The 23186-nt window shown below is 64.4% G+C and carries 24 protein-coding genes; 15 read left to right on the top strand and 9 right to left on the bottom strand.

The genetic code is table 11. The features are described from left to right. Window positions 1-39: 39 nt before the first annotated feature. The gene (locus ACK4FJ_RS00900) at window positions 40-1542 is read left to right on the top strand and encodes a leucyl aminopeptidase (protein ID WP_409762606.1); all 1503 of its coding nucleotides are present in this window, start codon (window positions 40-42) and stop codon (window positions 1540-1542) included. 16 nt (window positions 1543-1558) lie between these two features. Continuing rightward, window positions 1559-2014 carry a DNA polymerase III subunit chi gene (locus tag ACK4FJ_RS00895; RefSeq protein ID WP_409762603.1) on the top strand — a complete coding sequence of 152 codons (456 nt, stop codon included), beginning with the start codon at window positions 1559-1561 and terminating at the stop codon, window positions 2012-2014. Here ACK4FJ_RS00895 and ACK4FJ_RS00890 read toward each other — a convergent pair. Together ACK4FJ_RS00890 and ACK4FJ_RS00885 are read right to left on the bottom strand one after the other, a co-directional pair. Beyond that, window positions 2011-2463, bottom strand: a complete 453-nt coding sequence (locus ACK4FJ_RS00890; RefSeq protein ID WP_409762600.1) for a hypothetical protein — start codon at window positions 2461-2463, stop codon at window positions 2011-2013. The genes ACK4FJ_RS00895 and ACK4FJ_RS00890 overlap by 4 nt on opposite strands. Window positions 2464-2466: 3 nt before the next feature. Next, window positions 2467-4389, bottom strand: a complete 1923-nt coding sequence (locus ACK4FJ_RS00885) for an ABC-F family ATP-binding cassette domain-containing protein (protein ID WP_409762597.1) — start codon at window positions 4387-4389, stop codon at window positions 2467-2469. Between the two features lie 154 nt (window positions 4390-4543). Here ACK4FJ_RS00885 and ndk point away from each other — a divergent pair, with 154 nt between their 5' ends. The 3 genes from ndk to ACK4FJ_RS00870 all read left to right on the top strand — a co-directional run bounded on the left by ndk (window position 4544) and on the right by ACK4FJ_RS00870 (window position 6149). Next, window positions 4544-4966 carry a nucleoside-diphosphate kinase gene (gene ndk, locus ACK4FJ_RS00880; protein WP_374304464.1) on the top strand — a complete coding sequence of 141 codons (423 nt, stop codon included), beginning with the start codon at window positions 4544-4546 and terminating at the stop codon, window positions 4964-4966. A gap of 554 nt (window positions 4967-5520) precedes the next feature. Continuing rightward, complete coding sequence (locus tag ACK4FJ_RS00875; protein WP_409762594.1) at window positions 5521-5814, top strand: DUF6516 family protein; 294 nt, start codon at window positions 5521-5523, stop codon at window positions 5812-5814. Beyond that, a complete protein-coding gene (locus ACK4FJ_RS00870; RefSeq protein WP_409762591.1) occupies window positions 5811-6149 on the top strand; it encodes a transcriptional regulator in 339 nt (112 codons plus the stop codon). Before ACK4FJ_RS00875 ends, ACK4FJ_RS00870 begins: the two co-directional genes overlap by 4 nt. A 76-nt stretch (window positions 6150-6225) precedes the next feature. Here ACK4FJ_RS00870 and ACK4FJ_RS00865 read toward each other — a convergent pair whose 3' ends face one another. The 3 genes from ACK4FJ_RS00865 to purM are packed head-to-tail and all read right to left on the bottom strand — an operon-like array spanning window position 6226 to window position 9239. Next, window positions 6226-7485, bottom strand: coding sequence for a hypothetical protein (locus tag ACK4FJ_RS00865; RefSeq protein WP_409762588.1), 1260 nt, complete (start codon window positions 7483-7485; stop codon window positions 6226-6228). Between the two features lie 55 nt (window positions 7486-7540). Further along, window positions 7541-8152, bottom strand: coding sequence for a phosphoribosylglycinamide formyltransferase (gene purN, locus ACK4FJ_RS00860; protein ID WP_409762585.1), 612 nt, complete (start codon window positions 8150-8152; stop codon window positions 7541-7543). 7 nt (window positions 8153-8159) lie between these two features. Next, complete coding sequence (gene purM / locus ACK4FJ_RS00855; protein WP_409762582.1) at window positions 8160-9239, bottom strand: phosphoribosylformylglycinamidine cyclo-ligase; 1080 nt, start codon at window positions 9237-9239, stop codon at window positions 8160-8162. Window positions 9240-9338: 99 nt separating this feature from the next. Between purM and ACK4FJ_RS00850 the strand changes: the two genes are divergently transcribed. From ACK4FJ_RS00850 to ACK4FJ_RS00840, 3 genes are read left to right on the top strand one after another with little or no spacing between them, the layout of a single operon-like run. Then, on the top strand, window positions 9339-10433 hold the full coding sequence (locus tag ACK4FJ_RS00850; RefSeq protein ID WP_409762579.1) for a DUF2066 domain-containing protein: 1095 nt from the start codon (window positions 9339-9341) through the stop codon (window positions 10431-10433). Continuing rightward, window positions 10430-11506: an AI-2E family transporter gene (locus ACK4FJ_RS00845; RefSeq protein WP_409762576.1), complete on the top strand. Its 1077-nt coding sequence runs from the start codon at window positions 10430-10432 to the stop codon at window positions 11504-11506. The genes ACK4FJ_RS00850 and ACK4FJ_RS00845 overlap by 4 nt, the downstream gene beginning before the upstream one ends. Window positions 11507-11512: 6 nt before the next feature. Continuing rightward, a complete protein-coding gene (locus ACK4FJ_RS00840) occupies window positions 11513-12178 on the top strand; it encodes an HdaA/DnaA family protein (RefSeq protein ID WP_409762573.1) in 666 nt (221 codons plus the stop codon). Here the strand turns inward: ACK4FJ_RS00840 and ACK4FJ_RS00835 are convergent. Together ACK4FJ_RS00835 and ACK4FJ_RS00830 are read right to left on the bottom strand one after the other, a co-directional pair. After that, on the bottom strand, window positions 12175-12348 hold the full coding sequence (locus tag ACK4FJ_RS00835) for a DUF4169 family protein (RefSeq protein ID WP_409762570.1): 174 nt from the start codon (window positions 12346-12348) through the stop codon (window positions 12175-12177). The two genes, ACK4FJ_RS00840 and ACK4FJ_RS00835, sit on opposite strands and share 4 nt — an antisense overlap. 9 nt (window positions 12349-12357) lie before the next feature. After that, entirely contained in the window at window positions 12358-12891 is a 534-nt protein-coding gene (locus ACK4FJ_RS00830) for a SixA phosphatase family protein (protein ID WP_409762567.1), read from the bottom strand. Window positions 12892-13024: 133 nt separating this feature from the next. Between ACK4FJ_RS00830 and ACK4FJ_RS00825 the strand changes: the two genes are divergently transcribed. Then, window positions 13025-15265 (top strand): RNA degradosome polyphosphate kinase, encoded by a 2241-nt coding sequence (locus tag ACK4FJ_RS00825; protein ID WP_409762564.1) that lies wholly within the window; start codon window positions 13025-13027, stop codon window positions 15263-15265. Next, a complete protein-coding gene (locus ACK4FJ_RS00820) occupies window positions 15240-16754 on the top strand; it encodes a hypothetical protein (protein ID WP_409762561.1) in 1515 nt (504 codons plus the stop codon). Before ACK4FJ_RS00825 ends, ACK4FJ_RS00820 begins: the two co-directional genes overlap by 26 nt. A gap of 3 nt (window positions 16755-16757) precedes the next feature. On the opposite strand, the gene rnd is transcribed toward ACK4FJ_RS00820, so the two are convergent. Then, complete coding sequence (rnd, locus tag ACK4FJ_RS00815; RefSeq protein WP_409762559.1) at window positions 16758-17936, bottom strand: ribonuclease D; 1179 nt, start codon at window positions 17934-17936, stop codon at window positions 16758-16760. Window positions 17937-18085: 149 nt separating this feature from the next. Here rnd and aspS point away from each other — a divergent pair, with 149 nt between their 5' ends. From aspS to ACK4FJ_RS00800, 3 genes are read left to right on the top strand one after another with little or no spacing between them, the layout of a single operon-like run. Next, window positions 18086-19876 (top strand): aspartate--tRNA ligase, encoded by a 1791-nt coding sequence (gene aspS / locus ACK4FJ_RS00810; protein ID WP_409762556.1) that lies wholly within the window; start codon window positions 18086-18088, stop codon window positions 19874-19876. Window positions 19877-19897: 21 nt separating this feature from the next. Next, window positions 19898-20530 (top strand): MarC family protein, encoded by a 633-nt coding sequence (locus ACK4FJ_RS00805; RefSeq protein WP_409762553.1) that lies wholly within the window; start codon window positions 19898-19900, stop codon window positions 20528-20530. A 47-nt stretch (window positions 20531-20577) separates the two neighbouring features. Next, a complete protein-coding gene (locus ACK4FJ_RS00800; RefSeq protein ID WP_409762550.1) occupies window positions 20578-21540 on the top strand; it encodes an alpha/beta hydrolase in 963 nt (320 codons plus the stop codon). Between the two features lie 6 nt (window positions 21541-21546). On the opposite strand, the gene ACK4FJ_RS00795 is transcribed toward ACK4FJ_RS00800, so the two are convergent. Beyond that, the gene (locus ACK4FJ_RS00795; protein ID WP_409762547.1) at window positions 21547-22002 is read right to left on the bottom strand and encodes a CAP domain-containing protein; all 456 of its coding nucleotides are present in this window, start codon (window positions 22000-22002) and stop codon (window positions 21547-21549) included. A 62-nt stretch (window positions 22003-22064) separates the two neighbouring features. On the opposite strand from ACK4FJ_RS00795, the gene ACK4FJ_RS00790 reads away from it, so the two are divergent. Beyond that, the gene (locus ACK4FJ_RS00790; RefSeq protein ID WP_409762544.1) at window positions 22065-22751 is read left to right on the top strand and encodes a tellurite resistance TerB family protein; all 687 of its coding nucleotides are present in this window, start codon (window positions 22065-22067) and stop codon (window positions 22749-22751) included. A 260-nt stretch (window positions 22752-23011) separates the two neighbouring features. Next, a complete protein-coding gene (locus tag ACK4FJ_RS00785; RefSeq protein WP_409762541.1) occupies window positions 23012-23179 on the top strand; it encodes a hypothetical protein in 168 nt (55 codons plus the stop codon). Window positions 23180-23186 lie beyond the last annotated feature (7 nt).

Below are 23186 nucleotides of genomic sequence, written 5' to 3'. Positions count from 1 at the left end.
GGGTCGGAATTCTCAGTCTTTCAGCCGGATCGGAGCATCATGAAAATCGAGATTGTCGAAGCCAAATCCCCCAAGCGCGGCAGCCTGGTCATCGTGGTGGGCGAGGGCGGGCATCTGGGCACCTTCGGCCTGGGCCTCGACAAGCAGCTCGGCGGTGCCCTGACCCGGGCGATGAAGGCGGCGCCGCGGTTTACCGGCGGCAAGGGCCAGTGGCTGGAGGTCGTGAGTCCCGGCGCCGGATTGTCGCGGGTGCTGCTGGCCGGCCTGGGCAAGGCCCCGGACGTGAAGGCCGCCGCCTACGAGGCCATCGGCGGCGAGGCCGTGCGCCGGCTGGCCACCACGGGCGAGGCCGAGCTGGCCATTGCGGCCGAAGTCCTGAAAGCCACCGTGCTGCCGGCCGCCGAGGCCGCCGCGCGGGCCGCCCTGGGCGCCCGGCTGGGCGGCTACCGCTTCGACAAATACCGCACCAAGATGAAGGACCGGGAGAAGCCCTCCCTCAAGGTTGTATCGGTGCTGAGCAGCGCCGTTCCGGCCGCCAGGAAGCTTTACCAGCCGCTCGACAAGCTGGCCGACGGCGTGACGCTGACCCGCAATCTGGTCACCGAGCCGGCCAACGTGATCTATCCGGCCAGCCTGGCCGCCGAATGCCGCAAGCTGGCCCGCCTGGGCGTCAAGGTCGAGGTGCTGGGCGAGCGCGAGATGAAGAAGCTGGGCATGGGCGCGCTGCTGGGCGTGGGCCAGGGCTCGGATCGCGAATCGCAGCTGGTCGTGATGCAGTGGAATGGCGGCAAGAAGGGCGCCAAGCCGGTTTCCTTCGTGGGCAAGGGCGTGTGCTTCGACACCGGCGGCATCTCGATCAAGCCTGCCTTGGGCATGGAAGAGATGAAGTGGGACATGGGCGGCGCCGGCGCGGTGATCGGCGCCATGGCTGCCATCGCCGGCCGCAAGGCGAAAGCCAATGTGGTGGGTGTTGTCGCGCTGGTGGAGAACATGCCCTCCGGCACGGCGCAGCGGCCGGGCGATATCGTCACCTCCATGTCGGGACAGACCATCGAGGTGCTGAACACCGACGCCGAGGGCCGCCTGATCCTGTGCGACGCCATGTGGTATACCCAGCAGCGCTTCAAGCCGCAGCTGATGGTCGATCTCGCCACGCTGACCGGCGCGATCATCATCTCGCTGGGCCATGAGCATGCTGGCCTGTTCTCCAACAACGACAAACTTTCCGAGCAGCTGACCAATGCCGGCAAGGCCGAGGACGAGCTGCTGTGGCGCATGCCGCTGTCGGAGGCCTATGATTCCGGGCTGAACTCGCCGATCGCCGACATGCAGAACATCGCCGGCCCCGGCTTTGGCGCCGGTTCGATCACCGCGGCGCAGTTCCTGCAGCGCTTCGTGGTCGACAAGACCCCCTGGGCGCATCTCGACATCGCTGGCACCGCCTGGAGCAAGAAGGACAAGCCGACCGTGCCCAAGGGCGCGACCGGCTTTGGCGTGCGCGTGCTGAACCGCCTGGTGGCGGATTATTACGAAGACAAGTAATCCAGGCCCGCCGCCCATGGCCGAGCTGTTGTTCTACCATCTGACCCGGCGGCGCCTGGAACAGGTGCTGCCGGAGCTGCTGGAAAAAACGCTGCAGCGCGGCTGGAAGGCTGTCGTGAAGGGCGGCTCGGAGGAGCGCATCCAGCAGCTCAACGGCGATCTGTGGACTTATGGCCGGGCCAGCTTCCTGCCCCATGGCGTGAAGGCCGACGGCTTTGCCGACAGACAGCCGGTGTATCTGACCACCGAGGACGAGCGCCCCAACAACGCCGACGTGCTGTTCCTGGTCGACGGCGCCGATGCCGAAAACGTTTCGGCCTATGCCCGCGTCTGCGACCTGTTCGACGGCAACGACGAGGATGCCGTACAGGCCGCGCGCGCAAGATGGAAACGCGCCAAGGATGCCGGGCACACCCTGACCTACTGGCAGCAGAGCGAGACCGGCGGCTGGGTCAAGAAGGCCGAGAGCTAAGCCGAACCGTTGAATGCTATATGCATGATGTGTCTGGCCTTCACGTCATACTCAACGCCGAAATATTTGGTTCCCCCATCGCAAACCACCACTGGTTTGCTAAGATCCTGCGATGGTACTGGCGTGCTGATCGGGAAGAAGTTTCCATAGATGACACGCTCGCCGTCCTCCAGTATCCCGACATACTGACGTCTCCAGCCGGTCGGGAACCGAGAAGAATCCTCATATTGAATTGAAGTCAGGGTGACGGAGAGCGCGGCCTCCAGGGCTTCGATATCAGCTCTGCTTGGCAACCAGGTCCCTTCGCTTGCCGATGGTGCCTCGCGTGAACATTGCGCGAGCAATTCAGTGGCCATTGATGGCGGCAGGATCACGGAATCCGGGTTCTCTGCTGGCCCGCAGGCGGCAGCTATCATGGCGAGGAGAAGGATGAAGTGCCGCGTCGTCATAGGTTACGCTGCTTCGCCCTGCGCTTCTTCGAGCTTTGACTGGGCGTCGAGCCAGGCTTCCTCCGCCGCTTCGAGTTTCTTCACCACCTCGCCATGCTGCTTCTGCAGCTCGGCCTGCTTGGTGGCACTCATCTTTGTATAGGTGTCCGGGTCGGCCAGCGTGGCATCCAGCCGCATCTTTTCGGCATTGAGCCTGGCCATCGCCTTTTCCGCGGTCTGCACGGCGATGCGTAGCGGTGCGAGCGCCTGGCGCGCGGCCGCCGCGGCCTTGCGGTCGGCCTTGCGATCACTTGCGCTGTCTTCAGCTTTGCCGCCGCCCTTCAGCTTCACCGTGGCGGCCGCGCGGCGCTTGTCGGCCAGGTATTTGGCGTAATCGTCGAGATCGCCGTCGAAATCCTTCACGCCGCCATCGGCCACCAGCCAGAAGCGGTCGGCGCAGGCCTCGGCCATGTGGCGATCATGGCTGACGAGAATGACCGCACCCTTGTATTCGTTCACCGCCTGCACGAGCGCGTCGCGCGTATCCATGTCGAGATGGTTGGTCGGCTCGTCGAGGATGAGCAGGTGCGGCGCGTGATGCGTCACCATGGCAAACAGCAGGCGCGCGCGTTCGCCGCCCGACAGTTTGCCCGCCACCGTCTGCGCCTTTTCGCGCGTCAGGCCGAAGCTGCCGAGCCGGGTGCGCAGCTGTTCCACCGTGGCGGTCTTCATCAGATCCTGCAGATGCTCGACCGGCGTGCGGTTTTCGTCCAGCACGTCGTCCTGGTCCTGGGCGAAATAGCCGATGCGCAGCTTGCCCGAGCGCTGCAGCTTGCCGCCCTGGGGCTTGAGCGTGCCAGCCAGGATTTTCGCCAGCGTGGACTTGCCGTTGCCGTTGGCGCCCAGCATGGCGATGCGGTCTTCCATGTCGATGCGCAGGTCGATGTTGCGCAAAACCGGTTTGTCGGGCGTGTAGCCGGCCGAGAGGTGATCGAGCACGATCAGCGGCGGCGGCAGTTCTTCCGGGTCGGGCAGGCGGAAGATCACGCTGGGATCTTCCACGGCGGCCGCGATGGGCTGCATCTTGGCCAGCATCTTGAGCCGGCTCTGGGCCTGGCGCGCCTTGGAGGCCGAGGCGCGGAAACGCGCGACGAATTCCTCCATATGCTTGCGCTGCTCGGCCTGGCGCTGGGCGAAGGCCGTCTGCTGTTCCATGCGCAGGCGGCGTTCGGTCTCGAAGGTGTCGTAATTGCCGCGATAGAGCACAAGTTTCATATTGTCGATATGAAGGATGTGCTCGATGGCGGAATTCAGGAAATGCCGGTCGTGGCTGATCAGCAGGAACGTGCGCGGATAGGTCTTCAAATACCCTTCCAGCCACAGCGAGGCTTCGAGGTCGAGATGGTTGGTCGGCTCGTCGAGCAGCAGCAGATCGGGCTCGGCGAACAGGCAGCCGGCCAGGGCCACGCGCATGCGCCAGCCGCCCGAGAAGGAACTCAGCGGCCGGTTCTGCATCGCCTCGTCAAATCCTAAGCCCGCCAGGATCACGGCGGCGCGGGCCGGCGCGCTATGGGCGTCGATCTCGGCCAGGCGCATGTGCACGGCGGCGATGCGCTCGGCATCCTCCATGCTGGAGGAGTCTTCCAGCGCCTCGGCCTCGATCAGCAGGGCCTCGCGCTCGGTGTCGGCGGCCAGCACATACTGGATCGGCGTCTGCTCGCCGTCGGGCGGTTCCTGCGGCAGCTTGGCGATCTTGCAGTCGTTGGGCAGTTCGACGCCGCCGGTTTCGGTCTGCAGCTCGCCGCAGATGATCTTGAACAGCGTCGATTTGCCGGTGCCGTTGCGGCCGACCAGACCCACCTTGTGCCCGGCCGGGATGGTGGCCGACACATGGTCGAGCAGCACACGGCCGGCAATCCGGTAGGTCAGGTCGCGAAAAGAGAGCATTTTTAAGGACTTAAATAAGGGGCCGGGGAGGGGCGGCCGGGTTTTGCACGGGCCGCGACGGTTGCGGCCCCGGGTTGCGACTTTTGGGCGGAGCCTCTATATACCCGCCACCGAATTTTAGCCAAGACCCACAAGACCCAAAGGACGGACCTCCATGGCGCTCGAACGCACCTTTTCGATCATCAAGCCGGACGCGACCCGCCGCAACCTGACCGGCGCGATCAATGCCAAGATCGAGGCCGCCGGCCTGCGCATCGTGGCGCAGAAGCGCATCTGGATGAGCCAGAAGCAGGCCGAGACCTTCTACGGCGTGCATGCCGCGCGCCCGTTCTTCAAGGACCTGGTCAGCTTCATGATCTCGGGCCCCGTTGTCGTGCAGGTGCTGGAAGGCGAGAACGCCATCGCCAAGTACCGCGACGTGATGGGCGCCACCAACCCGGCCAATGCCGCCCCGGGCACCATCCGCAAGGAATTCGCCGAGAGCATCGAAGCCAACTCGGTGCACGGCTCGGACGCGCCGGAAACGGCCGCCGTGGAAATCGCCTATTTCTTCTCGGGCACCGAAATCGTCGGCTGACATAAACACCTCAGTCTCCGGACTAGACCAGGGCCCGGCAGCAATGCCGGGCCTTTTGTTTTGCGCGGGTTTCACGCCGGCCTTCGCGCATCACGTCTCATTATTAATTACCCCCATAATCGTCATCCTCGGGCTTGACCCGAGGATCCACGTCTTAAAAGTCCCATTCAGGTCCATCCGGGTTCATTCCGGTCCATTCAGGTCCATTTTGATCCATGCGGGTCCATTCAGGTCCGTTTTGGTTCATTCCGGTTCGTTCGTGTTCGTTTGGGCCATCGGCGCATATCGGCGCTTATCCCTGCATATAGCGGCCTATCGGCATCCATCGCCGCTTAAAATCGCCTATCGCACGCTATCGCCGGCCGGAAGCCGGGTGCATATCTCAGTATTCACGATGTCCGTCGCGCCGCATCTCGGGATGCGGCTTGAGTATAGAGAACAAACAGTGTACATAATCAAAGCCGCAAAGTCAAGTTTGGGCCGTGGAGGAGGGGAATGCAGAACAGCCAGCCGGTTGTTGTAATCGTTGACAACACCTCTGCGGTTATGTTGGAATGAATTCCAACAAAGCAGATCTGCTGCTCCGCGAGCATGTCCCGCTCGACGAGGCCAGTTTTGCCGATCTGGTCGTCTGGCATCTGCCGCGGGCGTTGCCGGGCTCCGGGCACCGCTACAAATACCGCCTCGCCTATATCGAGAATGACGTCTGTGTCATCCGGTACGACAACGAGGCCGGCAAGGGCGATCACCGGCATATCCGCGGCAGGGAAACCGCCTATGCCTTTACCGACCCTGGTCAGTTGCAGGTCGATTTCTGGACCGATGTGGATCTCTGGAGGCGCCGATGAGTACCGTGACAATCGCCGTCGAATCTCTCGATGCAGTAAAGCAGCGCGTTGCCGCGGCCTTCACGGGCAGGAAGCAGGGCGCGCGCATCACTTTCCCCAGCCACGAACTGATGTGGAAAATTCTGACGCCGAAACGCTGGGCCATCCTGAAGGCCATGACCGGCGCGGGTGCTCTGGGCGTGCGGGAAATCGCCCGTCTGGTCGAGCGGGATGTTAAGGGCGTGCATACCGACCTGCAGGCTCTGGCCAAAGCCGGCGTCATCGACCGCGACGAGACGAAATACGTGTTTCCCTATGACGCGATCCACGTCGATTTCACGCTGAAGGCGGCGTGAATGGACGATGGTCTACGTGGGTTTTGGGAGAGCGTGTAATCCCCAATCTGTTTGAGACGATTGAACCGGCGAGGTTTTATTCGTCGACGTCGCTCATTGGGTTTATCCCCTCCGGGAACAGCCTCCATTTGCCCATATTTATTCGGACATGGCGTTCCAATGTAACACGATCTGGGTCTGCGAGTTGCTGTCTGGAGAAACTGGTGCCAGCAGATTTCTTCGCAACATTCTGCATTTCCTTTACTTCATCGAGAAGTGTCTGTGGCGCTTTTGCAGCTTTCATTGGAAGCGGCAGGCTGTCCGGAACTTTAGTTTGAAATGCGGACTCCCAAAGTCTACGCGTTAAAAAATCACCTGGTGGCGGTCTGCTGGCGACGCGAATGAGCCCTTCTTTAGCGATGACCTCTTCCATTGCGCTATAATACAAATTTAGCTTGTTCAGTTCCGCTTTCAGCTCGGCGCCGGGCACGAAGATTTGAGCGTCAGTCAAGAATAGTGGTGCGATCTGGGCATGTAATCGATCATTGGAAACAAAAAGCATGCAAAAAGGTAGATAATAAAGATAACCAACATCGACTTTGTTGCTGGCCCGCTCGGCTGAAATGAGTCCTTTTTTGATGCAGATGTAAAAGAACACATCTATCGTCAAACAAAATGCCGCATAGGGGGCGAAAATATTGAGTGACGGGCCGCCGGCATCTTTCCATTTTCTCAAAACTTGAGGCCAGTATTGCGGGCGAAGTCCCAGGCTGCTCCAAATGGCCTTCAAAGTTGCAAAGCGCCTTCCGTTGCCACGTACTAACTCTTCGGCCAAATTCTTGGCTTCAACTAAGTTTTTAGGATTTCCTGAATACCCAAGGCGCGACAGAAACTTATCAGTTTCCGATTTGAGATCGCTGAGTTGGAGTTGCTTGCGCCACGTTGCTGCAAAGTCTTGCTCAATTTCGTGGAACCTCCCCTGATGCCATCGAGACATAGCTTTTTGCTCTGGCGGACTCTCGAAGTATATCCCGACCTTTCCATCTTTACTTCGTACGGGAACGCCACCCCCGACTGTGGGGACTCGGCTCATTTCGATAGGCTGCCCCAGCAAATTGCCGAGACATAATTCACGATGGTGGACGTTGGGATACGAATGCATCGCGGGGGTTCGTCCTGCAATGCGGCCAACCTCATCTTCAGGTTTAGAATTGGGGAAATTCTTCTTTAGGTCGGCCAAAGTCTCGACGAAGAAAATGGGGCAAATGTTCGTTGCGTAGAGGCAATCGAATATTGCGGCTTCATCGAAGCTCAATGATTGAAGAAATGATTTATCAATAAGAGTTATCGGTCCCATAGGGACATAATACTAAAATTTTGATCGCCCAAGCGATGGTTTTTGCCCTTTCGCTCTATAGAACCCGCACCCTTTGCCCCTCAATCGTCAGCTTTCCCTCCGCCAGCAGCCTAAGCGCCTGCGGATAAAGCGCGTGTTCCTGTTCCAGCACGGCAGCCGCCACGCTCTGCGGCGTGGCATCCGGCGGCACGGGCACGGTGGCCTGTAAAATGATCGGGCCTTCGTCCATTTCCGGGCTGACGAAATGCACGGTGCAGCCGGTGACGCGCACGCCGCTGGCCACCACGCGTTCATGCACCTGCGTGCCCTTGAAGGCCGGCAAGAGGGAGGGATGGATGTTGATCATGCGGCCATACCAGGCCTGCACGAATTCAGGCGTCAGCAGCCGCATGAAGCCGGCCAGGCAGATCAGCTCGATGCCTTTGGATTGCAGCAGGGCATGCATCTCGGCGTCAAACGCCGCGCGCTCCTTGCCCCTGCTTTCGATCACCGCCGTTTCGATGCCGTGTTCGCGCGCGATCCGCAGGCCTTCGGCATCGGCTTTATTCGAAAGCACCAGGGCGATGCGGGCGGGGTAGTCGGCGCCGGTTTCGCTGGCCTCGATCAGGGCGCGCAGGTTGCTGCCGCGCCCGGAGATCAGCACGGCGACACGTTTACGCGCGGGCATGATCTGCTTAGTTCCAGGCCGTGTCGCAGTTGCGCATGCTCACCATCGGCTCGGCGCCGCGGTCCTGCTGCGCCTCGATCACGCCGATGCGGTGCACCTGTTCGCCGGCAGTTTTCAGCTTCTGCATCACGGTGTCGGCCTTTTCCTTCGCCACCACCACTACCAGGCCGATGCCGCAATTGAAGGCGCGCGCCATCTCGGCGTCGTCGATCCTGCCGGCCGATTTCAGCCAGCGGAATACCGGCGGCAGGGTCCAGCCACTGGCGTCGACGATGGCATCGGTGCCGTCGGGCAGCACGCGCGGGATGTTGTCGACCAGGCCGCCGCCGGTGATATGCGCCATCGCCTTGATCAGGCCCTCGCGCACCAGCGGCATGCAACTTTTCACATAGATGCGCGTTGGCATCATCAGGATCTCGGCCAGCGGCTTCGATGTTTCGAACGGCGCGGGCGATTCGAAGGTGAGGCCATTGTCGGCGATCACCTTGCGCACCAGCGAGAAGCCATTGGAATGCACGCCCGAGGATTCGATGCCCAGCAGCACATCGCCCGGCTTCACGTCGCGCGGCAGCAGTTTGCCGCGTTCGGCGGCGCCCACGGCGAAACCGGCGAGGTCGTAATCCTTGGCGGCATACATGCCGGGCATCTCGGCGGTTTCGCCCCCCGTCAGCGCGCAGCCGGCCTGGCGGCAGCCCTCGGCGATGCCGGCCACCACCTTGGTGGCGACGGCGACGTCGAGCTTGCCGGTGGCGTAGTAGTCGAGGAAGAACAGCGGCTCGGCGCCCTGCACCAGGATGTCGTTCACCACCATGGCCACCAGATCGATGCCCACGCCGTCATGCCGGCCGGTCTCGATGGCGATTTTCAGCTTGGTGCCGACGCCGTCTGTCGACGACACAAGAATGGGGTCCTGGAAGCCCGCGGCCTTGAGGTCGAACAGCGCGCCGAAACCGCCGAGGCTGGCATCGGCGCCCTTGCGGCGGGTGGAGGCGGCCAGCGGCTTGATGGCATCGACCAGGGCCTCGCCAGCGTCGATGTCGACTCCGGCGGCCTTATAAAGCGGCGACGTGTTGATGGTGGCCTCCACGATGGGCTATGGTGGGCGGTGTGCGCTAATCGTGGCAACATACTCATTCCCCCTGTCTTTGCAATGCTCCTTCGGCGACCGCTAACGGCCTGTTTTCTCTTGATTTTTGCCGCAGTGGCGGGCCTGGGCGGCAGCCTGCCGGCCATGGCGCAGGGCGTGACTCAGGCCGCCACCCAGCAGATGCGCCCGGCCGATCCGTTCAGCGTGCGCGGCATCGCGGTGGATGCCAGCGCCGAGAGCGCGGCGGCCGCCCGTCCGCTGGCGCTGGCCGAGGGGCAGCGCCGCGCCTTCGCCCAGCTGCTGCGCCGCCTGACCCTGCCCGAGGATTACGGCCGCCTGCCGCGCCCCAGCGAGGCCTTGCTGAACGACACTGTGGCCGGTTTCGGCATCGACGAGGAACGCACCTCGGCCACGCGCTATATCGGAAAAATCACCGTGCAGTTCCGGCCGGACGCCGTGCGCCGCCTGCTGCAGGAGGCGCGCATCCCGTATTCCGAGACGACCAGCCGGCCGGTGCTGGTGGTGCCGGTCTGGCAGACGGCGGAGGGTGTGCGCATCTGGGAGGCCGGCAATCCGTGGCGCGAAGCCTGGCAGCGCCGGCCCGAAGGCGACAGCCTGGTGCCGCTGAGCATCGCGCCGGCCACGCCCGATGGCGGCGGCCCGTCGCTGGAGCGGCTGCTCGGCAGCCCCGAAGAGCTGCAGGGCATGATGCGCAAGGGCAGCTTCGACGATGCCCTGGTGTTGACTGCCACCTTGCAGCAGGCCGATCCGGGCAACATGCGCATCGACCTCTATGTGCATCATCAAGGTGGGGCCGCCTTCCTGAACGGACTGGAGACCATGACGGTCACCGGCGGCACGCAGGAAGAAACGCTGCTGACCGCAGCGCTCGAACTGACGCGCCGCATCGAGGCGCGCTGGAAATACGCCACCGTGATCGACCTGGAAAAGCAGGGCCAGATCAGTGCCATGGCCGCCTTCGGCAGCCTGGCGGAATGGACCAGGCTGCGCGCGGCTTTGGCCGCGGTGCCGACCCTGCGCAAGGTGGAGGTACTGCAGCTCTCGCATCGCAACGCCCAGCTGCTGCTCGATTACTACGGCGAGCCGGGTCAGCTCGGCACCGCGCTGGCGCAGCGCGACATCCTGCTGCAGCAGCAGGACGGCTACTGGACCATGCAGAGGCGCCAGCCATGACACGGCGCGAGCAGATGGTCGCCTGGAGCGGCATCCTCATCGTCGCTGTGGCGCTGATCCTGGTGCTGCGCGACATCCTGCTGCCCTTCGTGGCCGGCATGGCGGTGGCCTATTTCCTCGATCCCGCCGCCGACTGGCTGGAACGCCGCCGCGTGCCGCGCTGGCTCGCCACCTTGCTGATCCTGTCGCTGTTCTTCGTGGCGGTGGGGCTGGTCTTCGTGCTGCTGGTGCCGCTGGTGCGCGACCAGTTCGACCGCTTCCTCACCCATCTGCCCGAATATGCCGCGCTGTTCCAGGAGCGCGTGCTGCCCTGGCTGCTGGGCTGGGCCGAGCGGCTGGGTTTCGACTTCAGCATGGATATCAAGTCGGCGCTGAACGGCAACCGCGAGCAGATCATGAAGGTGCTGGGCGGCATTCTCACCGGCCTGCTGGGCGGCGGGCAGGCGGTGTTCACCCTGCTGTCGCTGATGGTGATCACGCCGGTGGTGAGCTTCTACCTGCTGCGCGACTGGGACCGGCTGGTGAGCAAGGTTGATTCCTATCTGCCGCTGGATCATGCCGCCACGATCCGCGAACAGGCCGGCGAAATCGACAAGGTGCTGGCCGGCTTCGTGCGCGGCCAGCTGCTGGTCTGCCTCAGCCTTGCCGCCTTCTATGGCATCGGGCTCACCGCGCTGGGCCTGCAGTTCGGCCTGTTCATCGGGATTACCGCCGGCATGATCTCGTTCATTCCCTATGTCGGCACGACCTTGGGTTTCGTCACCAGCGTGGGCGTGGCGCTGGCGCAATACTGGGACGATCCGCTGTGGATCGGCCTGGTGGCCGGGTTGTTCATCCTGGGCCAGGTGATCGAGGGCAACTTCCTGCATCCGGTGCTGATCGGCGACCGCGTCGGCCTGCATCCGGTGTGGATCATCTTCGCGCTGCTGGCGGGCGGCAGCCTGTTCGGCTTCGTCGGCATCCTGCTGGCGGTGCCGATTTTTGCCGTGATCGGCGTGCTGTTCCGCTTCGCGCTGGAGCGCTACCGCGAGAGCTGGCTGTATAAACCGGGCGCGCCGAAGAAACCCGAGTAGCATCTGATGGCGCACAAGCAGCTCAGTCTCGGCCTCAGCCTGCCGACCTCGTGGGTGCGCGAGGATTTCCTCGTCGCCGACGGCAATGCCGATGCGCTCGCCTGGATCGACCGCTGGCCCGACTGGCCGAACGGCATCCTCGTGCTCTACGGCCCGCCGGGCAGCGGCAAGACCCATCTGGCGCAGATCTGGGCGACGCAGTCGAATGCACGCATCGTCGGTGCCGATGCCGTCACCGCCGCCGGCGTCGATGCCCTGGCGCAGGGCGCGCTCTGCGTCGACGATGCCGACGGCGTGGCCGCTCCTGCCGCGCTGTTCCATCTCATCAACCTGATGCGCGAACGCGGTCATTCCCTGCTGCTGACCGGCAGCGCACCGCCGGCAAAATGGCCGTTCACATTGCCCGACCTGATGTCGCGCCTGAAGGCGATGCCGGCGCAGGGCATCGCCGAACCCGGCGACGCATTGCTAGGCGCCGTGCTGGTCAAGCTGTTTGCCGACCGCCAGCTCGCCGTGGGCGAAGAGGTGGTGAAATACCTGGTGCCGCGCATCGAGCGCTCGTTCCATGCCGCGCGGCACTGGGTGGCGGCGCTGGATGCCGCCGCCTTGGCCGAAAGCCGCGCCGTGACCGTGGCGCTGGCGCGCAGGCTGCTGGAGCAGGCAGCGGATTAATCCAGCTTCTTGCCGTCGAGGTCTTTCGCGGCGCGCGCGGTTTCTTTTTTCTGCTTCTCGCGCGTGGCCTTCGGCTGGCCGAATTTCGCACGGTTCTCCGCCGCGCGTTCCTTCGCTTCGTCGCGCTCGCGCGTCTTGCGCGCCTTGTTGAAATTCAGCACGTCGCCCATGGCGGCATCCTACCCGTCTTTAAGCTGCGCCGGCACCACGAAGCTGGCCAGGAAACCCGCCTTGGGCGCGACCTGGGCCCAGGCCTTGGCCGGGAAGACGATCTCGGCCAGGCCCCCGGTGGGGAATTTTTCAGCGAGGCGATCCAGCGCGTCGCCGGCGGCGCTGCCCGACAGGCTGGCGGCGAATTCCTCCAGCCCGGGATTATGGCCGATCAGCATCAGCTCGCGGCAATCGGTGGGGGCGGCGCGGGTGAGGGCCAGCAGGGCCGCGGGCTCGGCCAGATAGAGGCTGGGATCGAAGCGGGCCTGGATACGGTCGGGCGCGCCGCCGCTCAGGCGCTTTTGCAGCCGTTCCCAGGTCTGCCGCGTGCGGGTGGCGGGCGAGCAGAGCACCAGGCCGGGGCTGATATTGCGCTCGGCCATATGGCGGGCCAGCAGGCGGCAGGCCTTTTTGCCCCGGGGGCTCAAGGGCCGGGCGAAGTCGTCCAGTTCCGGGTCGTCCCAGGCGGATTTGGCATGGCGCAAAAGCCATAGACGCAACATGGACTTATCCTATTTTTTCGGGGTAGCCGCGACCTGTCGCCGCTTTGACATAAACCCCCGTTAGACCTATACCCGAAGGCGTCGACCGGCGGTGGGTTCGGGCGGATGGCCGGTAACGACAGAGGCATCTGATATGCAGCAAGTGGCCGATATTCTCCAGACCCCGTCGACCAGCGGTGTGGCTTTGCCCAGCCGCCCGCCGATCACGGTCAGCCCGCGCGACCGCTTCATCAATCGCGAATTGTCGTGGCTGGCCTTCAACCTGCGGGTCATGGAAGAGGCCAACAACAAGCGCTACCCGCTGCTGGAGCGCCTGCGTTTCCTCTCGATCTCGGCCAACAACCTGGACGAATTCTTCATGGTGCGCGTGGCCGGCCTGCATGGCCAGATCAAGGCCGGCATCGAGGAGCACAGCCAGGACGGCCTGACGCCGGCCCAGCAGCTTGCCCGCATCAACGAGGCCGCCGGCGACCTGATGAACCGCCAGCAGGCCTGCTGGGGTTCGCTGACCGTCGAACTGGCCGAGGCCGGCATCCATGTGCTGCAGCCCGGGCAGCTCACGGCCGACGACCGGCGCTGGCTGGAAGATTATTTCCTCGCCCATGTGTTTCCCGTCCTGACCCCGCTGGCGATCGATCCGGCCCATCCTTTCCCGTTTATCCCGAATCTGGGTTTCGCGATGGTGATGCAAATGCGACGGGTTCGTGACGGTCGCAGTCTGAACGCGCTGCTGCCGCTGCCGAGCCAGGTCGACCGCTTCACCCGCCTGCCGGGCGACGGCATCCGGTTCGTATCGCTGGAAAACCTGGTCGGTCTGTTCCTCAACAAGCTGTTCCCGGGCTACGAAATCCTCGGCTCGGGCCTGTTCCGCATCACCCGCGACAGCGATATCGAAATCGAGGAAGAGGCCGAGGATCTGGTCCGGCTGTTCGAGACGGCGCTGAAACGCCGTCGCCGCGGCACCGTGATCCGCCTCAAGATCAATGCCGGCATGCCGGAAGATCTGCGCCGCTTCGTGTGCGAGGAACTGGAAGTCAGCCCGCAGGCGGTGATCGTAGTGGACGGCATCCTCGGCCTGGCCGATACCAAGCGGCTGATCGTTGACGACCTGCCGGACCTGAAATTCCCGCCATTCTCGCCGCGTTTCCCCGAGCGCATCCGCGATTTCGGCGGCGACTGCTTCGCCGCCATCCGCGCCAAGGACCTGGTGGTGCACCACCCCTACGAAAGTTTCGACGTGGTGGTGCAGTTCCTGCGGCAGGCGGCGGCCGATCCCCATGTGGTGGCGATCAAGCAGACGTTGTACCGCACCTCGGACGACAGCCCCATCGTGCGCGCCCTGATCGAAGCCGCCGAAGCCGGCAAATCGGTGACCGCGCTGGTCGAGCTGAAGGCGCGGTTCGACGAGGCTGCGAACATCAAGTGGGCGCGCGACATGGAACGTGTCGGCGTGCAGGTGGTCTATGGCTTCATCGAGCTGAAGACGCACGCCAAGATTTCGCTGGTGGTGCGGCGCGAGAGCGGGCACCTGAATACCTATGTGCATTTCGGCACCGGCAACTATCACCCCTATACGGCGCGGGTCTACACCGACCTCAGCTTCTTCACCGACGACAACGACCTGGGCCACGACGCCACCTGCCTGTTCAACTTCCTGACCGGCTATGCCGCGCCGGAGAATCTGAAGAAGGTGGCGATCTCGCCCTACACACTGCGCCCGCGACTGCTGGAGCTGATCAACGAGGAAATCAAGCATGCCGAGGCGGGGCGTCCGGCGGCGATCTGGGCCAAGATGAACAGCCTGGTCGATCCGGTGGTGATCGACGCGCTGTATCAGGCCAGCCAGGCCGGCGTGCAGATCGACCTGATCGTGCGCGGCATCTGCTGCCTGCGGCCGGGTGTGCCGGGCCTGTCGGAGAATATCCGGGTGAAAAGCCTGATCGGGCGGTTCCTGGAGCATTCGCGCATCGTCTGTTTCGGTGGCGGCAAGGGGCTGCCTTCGCCGGAGGCGAAAATCTTCATCTCCTCGGCCGACTGGATGCCGCGGAACTTCGACCGCCGCGTGGAAGTTCTGATCCCGATCGAGAACGCGACGGTGCATGAGCAGATCATGGACCAGATCATGGTGGCCAACCTGAAGGACCAGGCGCAGAGCTGGTGGCTCGGCGCCGACGACCAGTATCTGCGCGCCTCCGAGGCGCCGGATGCCTTCAGCGCGCATACCTATTTCATGACCAATCCCAGCCTGTCGGGCCGTGGCAAGGCGCTGAAGAAACCGGAGGCGATCCCGCGCCTCAAACTCAAGGACGGGCTGGGCGAGATGCCGGCCGAAACCCTGGTAGGCAAGAGTGGCCGTCGCGCAAACAATCAGTAAGGTTGCCCCCTCGCAGGCGGTTTCGCCGCTGCCGTTCGGAGTCATCGATGTAGGCTCCAATTCGGTGCGTCTGGTGGTGTTCGGCGAGCCGCTGCGCCTGCCGACCGCCATGTTCAATGAAAAGGTGCTGTGCGGCCTGGGCCGGGGCTTGAGCGAAAGCGGCGCGCTGGATGCCGATGGTGCGGCGCAGGCGTTAGGCGCGATCCGGCGCTTCGTGACGCTGGCGCGTCACATGGAGGTGCGCTCACTGCAGATCGTGGCGACGGCCGCCGTGCGCGATGCCAGCAACGGCGCCGAATTCGTCGCGCAGATCGAACGCGACACCGGCGAAAACGTGCGCGTGCTGAGCGGACAGGAAGAGGCGACCTATTCGGCCTATGGCGTCCTTTCGGGTATTCCCGATGCCTGTGGTGTGATGGGCGACCTGGGCGGCGGCAGCCTGGAACTGGTGTCGCTGGACGGGAACAAACTGGGCGACAGCGTCACCTTGCCGCTTGGCCCGCTGCGCATCGCCAATCTGGGCAATTACGGCGTGGTCAAAAGCTTCATCGACGAGAAGATTGCCGGCGTCGAGTGGCTGAAGAAATGGAAGGGCAGGTCGCTTTATGCCGTGGGCGGGTCGTGGCGCGCCATCGCCCGCGTGCACATGGCGCAGAAGCACAGCCCGCTGCACATCATTCACCAGTATACGCTGGGGCGCGGTGAGGCGAGCGACTTCACCCGCCTGATCGCCAAGCAGAGCAAGGAATCGCTGCTGCGCGTGGAAGGCGTGCCGCGCCGGCGCCAGGATGCGCTGCCGCTAGCCGCCCTGGTGATGCGCCGTGTGATCAAGGCGCTGGAACCCAAGGACGTGGTGTTTTCGGCCAATGGCCTGCGCGAGGGTCTGGCCTATGCTCTGCTGAACGAGAAGCAGCGCGCGGAAGATCCGCTGCTGGCCTATTGCCGGCACATGGCCGAGCGCGAAAGCCGCTTCGCCGAGCATGGCGCCGAACTCGACCGTTTCATCGCGCCGATTTTCGACCGCGATCCGACCGACCGTGCCCGCATCAGGCTGGCGGCAGCGATCCTGGCCGATACGGCCTGGCGCGTGCATCCCGATTATCGCGGCGAGCAGTCGATGGGCATCATCCTGCACGCACCGTTCGGGGCCATCACCCAGGACGAGCGCGCGCTGCTGGCCCTGATCGTATTCACGCGCTATGTCGGCACCGCCAGCGATCCCACCGCTGCGCCGGCCTGGCAGATGCTGAATGCCGAGCAGATCGATTATGCCCAACGCATCGGCCTGGCCATGCGGCTGGGCCAGACCCTGTCGGGCGGCGTGCCGGGCATACTTTCAGATTGCAAATTGCGGCCGAACGGCAACGGCATCGTGCTGGAAATCCCGGCCCAGCATGCCGCCCTGGACGGCGAGGCCGTGCAGCGCCGCATGGAAGCCTTCGCCAAGGCGCTGAACCGCGCCGGCGAAGTGCGCGTGGCGAAGCGCTAGGCCTTATTTCTTCAGTTCGACCAGCTTGATGCGGTTGCCTTCGGCGGCCAGCGCCAGTTCGCCGTGTTTCAGGCGCAGGGCATCGTTGCCGAAAATCTCGCGGCGCCAGCCCTGCAGGGCGGGCACGACGGCTTTGTCGTCGGCGGCGATCTTGTCGAGATCGGAGGAGGAGGCGACCAGCTTCTGCGCGACGTCGAAATCGTCGCATTTCATCTTCAGCAGTACCTTCAGCAGCTCGACCAGCGGGCCGATGCCGCGCGGCAACTCGGCTTCCTTTTCCACCACCGGCCAGGTCTCGCGCGGACTGGCCAGCTTCTCGGCGATGGCCGCTAGGAGTCCGGCGCCCATCTTGCCTTCCGCGAAACCTTTCGACAGGCCGCGCATGCGTTCCAGATCGTCGGCCACCTTCGGCGGATGGGCGGCGATTTCCATCAGGGTCTCGTCGCGGATGATGCGCTGGCGCGGGATGTCGCGGTTGCGCGCCTCGATCTCGCGCCAGGCGGCGGCGGCCTGCAGCACGGCGAGGTATTCCGGCTTGGTGGTGCGCGGCTTGAGCCGCTTCCAGGCATTCTCGGGCGGGATTTCATAGGTGGCCGGATCGGCCAGCAGGGCCATTTCCTCGTTCAGCCAGTCGGCGCGGCCCGACTTCAGCAGGCGCGCGCGCAGCTTGTCGAAGCATTTGCGCAGATGCGTCACGTCGGACAGCGCGTAGCGCACCTGCTTGTCGGTCAGCGGGCGGCGTGCCCAGTCGGTGAAGCGCGAGGATTTGTCGATCTGCGCCCCGGCCAGCTTGGAGGCAAGCTGCTCGTACGACACCTGGTCGCCGAAGCCGCAGACCATGGCGGCGACCTGGGTGTCGAACAGCGGGGCGGGGACTTCGCCCATCAGCTTGGTGAAGATTTCCAGATCCTGCCGGGCGGCATGGAACACCTTCAGCACGGCGCGGTTGCGCAGCAGCTCGAACAGCGGTTCCAGCGACAGGCCTTCGGCCAGCGGGTCGATCGCCCGGGCTTCCTCGGGGCCGGCCACCTGGATCAGGCAGACCATGGGCCAGAAGGTGGTCTCCCGCATGAACTCGGTATCCACGGTCACGTAGGGGGCCGTGGCCAGCGAGGCGCAGAAACGGCTGAGTTCGTCGGTGGCGGTGATCGGGGCGGTGTTCGGGGCGGGGTCGGTACGCATGGTTGGGGCTCATAGCATGCCGGGGGCCGCGACCCAACCCCGCAGGCTGTTCCGGGCGGCGATTTTCCCCTAGGATCGGCCTTGACTTTCCGCCTCTGGCGGGGCCTGTTCCCGCTTTGATTTCCACTGCTTTTTCAACGGATTCCCCGATGTCCCGTTATCGTACGCATACCTGTGGCCAGCTCCGTCCGGCCGAGGTCGGTTCCGAGGTCAAGCTGGCCGGCTGGGTCCACCGCAAGCGCGACCACGGCAACCTGCTGTTCATCGACCTGCGCGACCATTACGGCATCACCCAGATCGTGGCCGAGAGCGGCTCGGATGCCTTCAGGCAGATGGAAGGCCTGCGTTCGGAATACGTGATCAGCGCGGTGGGCAAGGTGGTGGCCCGCACGCCCGAGACGGTGAACCCGAACCTGCCCACGGGCAGCGTTGAAGTGGTGGTCTCCAGCATCGAGGTGCTGGGCGAGGCTCAGGAACTGCCGATGCCGGTGTTCGGCGAGCAGGAATATCCCGAAGACATCCGCCTGAAATACCGTTTCCTCGACCTGCGCCGCGAACGCCTGCACAACAACATCATCCTGCGCAGCAAGGTGATCTCGTCGATCCGCCGGCGCATGACCGACCAGGGCTTCATGGAATTCCAGACGCCGATCCTGACGGCGTCGTCGCCGGAAGGCGCGCGCGACTTCCTGGTGCCCAGCCGTATCCATCCGGGCCGTTTCTACGCCCTGCCGCAGGCGCCGCAGCAGTTCAAGCAGCTGATCATGGTCTCGGGCTTCGACCGCTATTTCCAGATCGCGCCCTGCTTCCGCGACGAGGATGCCCGCAAGGACCGCAGCCCGGGCGAGTTCTACCAGCTCGATGTCGAGATGAGCTTCGTGGAGCAGGACGACGTGTTCAACGCCGTCGGCCCAGTGATCCATGGCGTGTTCCAGGAATTCGCCAACGGCCGCGATTGCGGCCCGCTGGACTTCCCGCGCATTCCCTATCGCGAGGCGATGCTGAAATATGGTTCGGACAAGCCGGACCTGCGCAACCCGATCATCCTGGCCGACGTGACCGAGGTGTTCCGCGGCTCGGGCTTTGGCGTATTCGCCCGCAACATCGAGAATGGTGCGGTCGTGCGCGGCATCCCGGCGCCAGGTGCGGCCGGCCGTCCGCGCAGCTTCTTCGACAAGATGAATGACTGGGCGCGCCAGGAAGGCGCCGCTGGCCTGGGCTACATCATCTTCGACAATGGCGAAGCGAAAGGCCCGATCGCCAAGTTCCTGGATGCCGACCGCGTCGCGCTGCTGAAAAAGCTCGGCAATGTGAAGGATGGCGACGCCATCTTCTTCGCCTGCGACAAGGAGCTGCCGGCGGCCAAGCTGGCCGGCCAGGCGCGCATTCGTATTGGTGATGAGCTGGATATCTGCGAGAAGAATGTCTTCAAGTTCTGCTGGATCGTCGATTTCCCGATGTTCGAGTATAACGAGGACGACAAGAAGATCGATTTCAGCCACAACCCCTTCTCGATGCCGCAGGGCGGGCTGGAGGCGCTGAACACCAAGGATCCGCTGGATATCCTGGCCTACCAGTACGACATCGTCTGCAACGGCGTGGAACTTTCGTCCGGCGCCATCCGTAACCATCGTCCGGAGATCATGTACAAGGCCTTCGAGATCGCGGGTTACGGGCCGGAAGTGGTGGAAGGCAAGTTCGGCGGCATGCTGAACGCGTTCAAGTTCGGCGCCCCGCCCCATGGCGGCATCGCGCCGGGCATCGACCGCATCGTCATGCTGCTGGCCGACGAGCCGAATATCCGCGAGGTGGTGCTGTTCCCGATGAACCAGCAGGCCCAGGACCTGATGATGCAGGCGCCGAGCGAGGTGACGATGAAGCAGCTGCGCGAGCTGCATATCCGCGTCGTCGCGCCTGACGCGGAAAAGAAGTCCACCTGATCATGTGACGGCGAAGCGGCCATGCTCGACAGCCTCGATTATGTCCGCTTCGGCGTCACGCTGTTTTCGATCCTCGATCCCTTCGCGGCCATTCCGCTGTTTCTGCTGCTGACCGACGGCCGTTCGCCAGGCCAGCGTTCGGCCACCGCGCGCACCGCCGCCCTGACCGTCTTTGCCGCCCTGGTGATCGCCGGCTTTTCCGGCGACCTGATCCTGCGCCTGCTGGGCGCCAGCCTGCCGGCCTTCCAGGTCGGCGGCGGCATCGTGCTGTTCCTGATGGCGCTGAGCATGATCAACGCGCAGCTCAGCCCGCAGCAGCAGACGCCCGAGGAGGCCAGCGAGGCCACGGACCGTTCGGCCCTGGGCGTGGTGCCGATCGCCATGCCGCTGCTGGTCGGCCCCGGCTCGATCTCGGCCACCATCATCTACATGGAGCGCGGCGCCGGCTGGCAGCATAAGGGGTTAAGCGTGGCGATCCTGGCGCTGATCTGCTTCGGCATCTGGGTGGTGCTCCGGCTGGCGCAGCCCATCGGCGACCGGCTCGGCCGCACCGGGCTCAACATCCTCAACCGCATTTTCGGCTTGCTGCTGGCCGCCGTTGCGGTTCAAATCTTCGCCAACGGATTGCGCGGCCTGTTTCCCGCCCTGGGCTGATACAGATACAAAAGACGGGCTGACACAAAAAGAAAGATCGCCTCGCCATGCTCGACCCGGAAGCCAAGGCCCTGCTGGATGCCGTGAAAGCGGCGAACCGACCGGAATATGCCGATCTGGGCGCAGCCGGCGCGCGCAAGCTCTACAAGGATACGCGCGGCGCCGTGACCCCGCCGCCGCCCGAGGTTTCCGAGGTCGACAATATCGCGGCGCCCGGTCCGCATGGGCCGATCCCGCTGCGCTATTACCGTCCGGCCGGCGTGGACAAGAAGGAACCGTTGCCGGCCGTGGTGTTCTATCACGGCGGCGGCTGGGTGATCGGCGACCTCGATACCCATGACGTGGCCTGCCGCACGCTGGCCAACGAGGCGCGCTGCGCCGTGGTCTCGGTCGATTACCGCATGGGGCCGGAAAACAAATTTCCCTGCGCGGTGGACGATGCCTATGCCGCCCTGCTGTGGGTGGCCGAAGAGGCCAAGCGCCTGCGCATCGACCCGGCCCGCATCGCGGTGGGCGGCGATTCCGCCGGTGGCAATCTCGCGGCCGTGGTCTGCATCGCCGTGCGCGAGAAGACCAGGGCGGGCGAAAGCGGCGTGCCGAAGATCGTCTACCAGCTGCTGATCTATCCGGCCACCGACATGCACATGACCACGGACTCGCATAAACGCTTCGGCGAGGGCCATCTGTTGACGCGCTCGGCGATGGACTGGTTCCAGCTGCAGTATCTGAACAACGAGGCCGACCGCGACGACTGGCGCGCCTCGCCGCTGCGCGCCAAAAGTCTGGCCGGCCTGCCGCCGGCCTATGTGGTGGTGGCCGGCCATGATCCGCTGCGCGACGAGGGCGAGGCCTATGCCATGGCGCTGAAAAAGGCCGGCGTGCCCGTGGCCTTCCGCGAATTCCCCGGCCAGATCCACGGCTTCGTGGTGATGGGCAAGGCGATCCCGCAGGCCAACCAGGCCCTGGCCGAAATGGGCGTGGCGCTCAAGCTGGCGTTTGGGCAGGCCTAGGGCCGATCACTCCCGACCCAGCACCAGCACCCACAGCGCGCGGCGCGGATCGGTGATGTCCACGCGCGTGTCGGCGCCGAGTTCGGTGACAGCGGGATTGAGCAGGTTGCGGCGGTGGCCTTCGCTGCCCAGCCACAATTGCACCACACCAGCGGCATCGCAGGCGCAGAGCGCCAGATTCTCGGCCGCCGCACGATAGCGATAGGCGACGCGGTCCAGGCGCTGCGGCAGGTTGCTGCCGTCGCAGCCGTCATGGGCGAGTTTGCCGCAGGATTGCAGGTCGGCCGCATGACGCGTCGCCGCGTCGGCGAGGCGGCTGTTCCAGGTGAGCGGCGCGAGGCCGGCACCGGCGCGCGCCGCGTTCACATGATGCAGAATCTCGGCACGCCACTCGGACTCCATCGCCGCCGCATTGCGGCAGAAATATGGCGCAAGCATCAGCAGCGCGCAGAAGAACAGCACTTGAATTCCGCACCCGCCGCGCCGATTTCCTGATCTGGACATATCAGGAGGCTAACGCAGACATGCTCGACGCGAAATCCCTGCTGGACCAGTTCCTCGGCCAGGCCGGCCAGGCCAAACGCGGCATCGATGGGCTGGGCGGCACCGGCGGCCTGGCCGTGGGCGGCGTGCTTGGCCTGCTGCTGGCCAACAAGAAGGCGCGCAAGATGGCTGGCAATGTCGCCGTCTATGGCGGCGCGGCGGCGCTTGGGCTGCTGGCCTGGCGCGCTTATCGCAACTGGCAGGACGGGCAGAAGCCGGCCTCAGGCCCCGTGGCGCAGCCGGGCGACATGCCGCAGATGGCGCCGAAATACCTGCCATCGGCCGCGCCGGCCGCCGACGGCAATCCGTTCGAGCTGGCGCTGATCCGCGCCATGATCTCTGCCGCCAAGGCCGACGGCCATCTGGATGCGACCGAGCAACAGCGCGTGTTCGCCGAGATCGAACGCATGGCGCTGGACTCGGAAGCCAAGAGCGCCGTGTTTGCCATGCTGGCCAATCCGGTGAAGCTGGAGGAGATCGTGGCCAGCGCCGGCAACGAGGAGCAGGCGGCGGAACTCTATCTGGCCTCGCGGCTTGCCATCGATCCCGACCAGCCGGCCGAACGCGAATACCTCGCACTGCTGGCGACGCGGATGAACCTGCCGCCGGAGCTGCGCGCGCATCTGGACGCCCAGGTGGAAGCCGCGCTGGCCCAGAGAGCGGCATAAGCAGAGAGCGGCATAGCAGCCGGGCATCGTTACAGCGCTGGAACGCTGTGTCGGCGCGCGTGTGCTAACGGCGTATGCATCAGCCAAGACTGGCGATAAGGGCAGGTGAGGCAGACTTCCGTCTGCGCGAGGGCCGGCCGTCACCCGCGCCCGGCCACGTTACCGGCTTTTTAGCTGCGTCGGCGCCCGCTCGGGTCTAGGCTTCGACTCATGGTTACCGCGCCGTAGAGGTGCGATGAATACGATTTCAGGAGCGTTGCGTGTCCACGGTGATTGAACCCCTCAAAGCCAGCGGCAGCCTCGTTGTCACGCCCCGCCCGCTGGCCCAGCCCGTGGAACCCGTGGCGCAAGGCGCCGTTGTACTGAAGCCGGACCAGCGCGGTCCGCTGAAGGCCGGCATCGGCAGCCAGATCGATTTGTCCGCGTAAGCGTTTC

Source organism: Ferrovibrio sp. (assembly GCF_046297595.1).
Taxonomy (GTDB): domain Bacteria; phylum Pseudomonadota; class Alphaproteobacteria; order Ferrovibrionales; family Ferrovibrionaceae; genus Ferrovibrio.
The sequence above is the reverse complement of the archived record's forward strand: the minus strand, read 5'-3'. Positions and strand labels throughout refer to the sequence as shown.

Coding starts and splice junctions, on each gene's coding strand:
- ACK4FJ_RS00835 (WP_409762570.1), bottom strand. CDS start 12,348: ATGGGCGACGTGCTGAATTTCAACAAGGCGCGCAAGACGCGCGAGCGC.
- aspS (WP_409762556.1), top strand. CDS start 18,086: ATGTCCCGTTATCGTACGCATACCTGTGGCCAGCTCCGTCCGGCCGAG.
- ndk (WP_374304464.1), top strand. CDS start 4,544: ATGGCGCTCGAACGCACCTTTTCGATCATCAAGCCGGACGCGACCCGC.
- ACK4FJ_RS00805 (WP_409762553.1), top strand. CDS start 19,898: ATGCTCGACAGCCTCGATTATGTCCGCTTCGGCGTCACGCTGTTTTCG.
- ACK4FJ_RS00890 (WP_409762600.1), bottom strand. CDS start 2,463: ATGACGACGCGGCACTTCATCCTTCTCCTCGCCATGATAGCTGCCGCC.
- rnd (WP_409762559.1), bottom strand. CDS start 17,936: ATGCGTACCGACCCCGCCCCGAACACCGCCCCGATCACCGCCACCGAC.
- ACK4FJ_RS00895 (WP_409762603.1), top strand. CDS start 1,559: ATGGCCGAGCTGTTGTTCTACCATCTGACCCGGCGGCGCCTGGAACAG.
- ACK4FJ_RS00865 (WP_409762588.1), bottom strand. CDS start 7,485: ATGGGACCGATAACTCTTATTGATAAATCATTTCTTCAATCATTGAGC.
- ACK4FJ_RS00800 (WP_409762550.1), top strand. CDS start 20,578: ATGCTCGACCCGGAAGCCAAGGCCCTGCTGGATGCCGTGAAAGCGGCG.
- ACK4FJ_RS00825 (WP_409762564.1), top strand. CDS start 13,025: ATGCAGCAAGTGGCCGATATTCTCCAGACCCCGTCGACCAGCGGTGTG.
- ACK4FJ_RS00790 (WP_409762544.1), top strand. CDS start 22,065: ATGCTCGACGCGAAATCCCTGCTGGACCAGTTCCTCGGCCAGGCCGGC.
- ACK4FJ_RS00885 (WP_409762597.1), bottom strand. CDS start 4,389: ATGCTCTCTTTTCGCGACCTGACCTACCGGATTGCCGGCCGTGTGCTG.
- ACK4FJ_RS00875 (WP_409762594.1), top strand. CDS start 5,521: ATGAATTCCAACAAAGCAGATCTGCTGCTCCGCGAGCATGTCCCGCTC.
- ACK4FJ_RS00830 (WP_409762567.1), bottom strand. CDS start 12,891: ATGTTGCGTCTATGGCTTTTGCGCCATGCCAAATCCGCCTGGGACGAC.
- ACK4FJ_RS00900 (WP_409762606.1), top strand. CDS start 40: ATGAAAATCGAGATTGTCGAAGCCAAATCCCCCAAGCGCGGCAGCCTG.
- ACK4FJ_RS00840 (WP_409762573.1), top strand. CDS start 11,513: ATGGCGCACAAGCAGCTCAGTCTCGGCCTCAGCCTGCCGACCTCGTGG.
- purN (WP_409762585.1), bottom strand. CDS start 8,152: ATGCCCGCGCGTAAACGTGTCGCCGTGCTGATCTCCGGGCGCGGCAGC.
- ACK4FJ_RS00870 (WP_409762591.1), top strand. CDS start 5,811: ATGAGTACCGTGACAATCGCCGTCGAATCTCTCGATGCAGTAAAGCAG.
- ACK4FJ_RS00845 (WP_409762576.1), top strand. CDS start 10,430: ATGACACGGCGCGAGCAGATGGTCGCCTGGAGCGGCATCCTCATCGTC.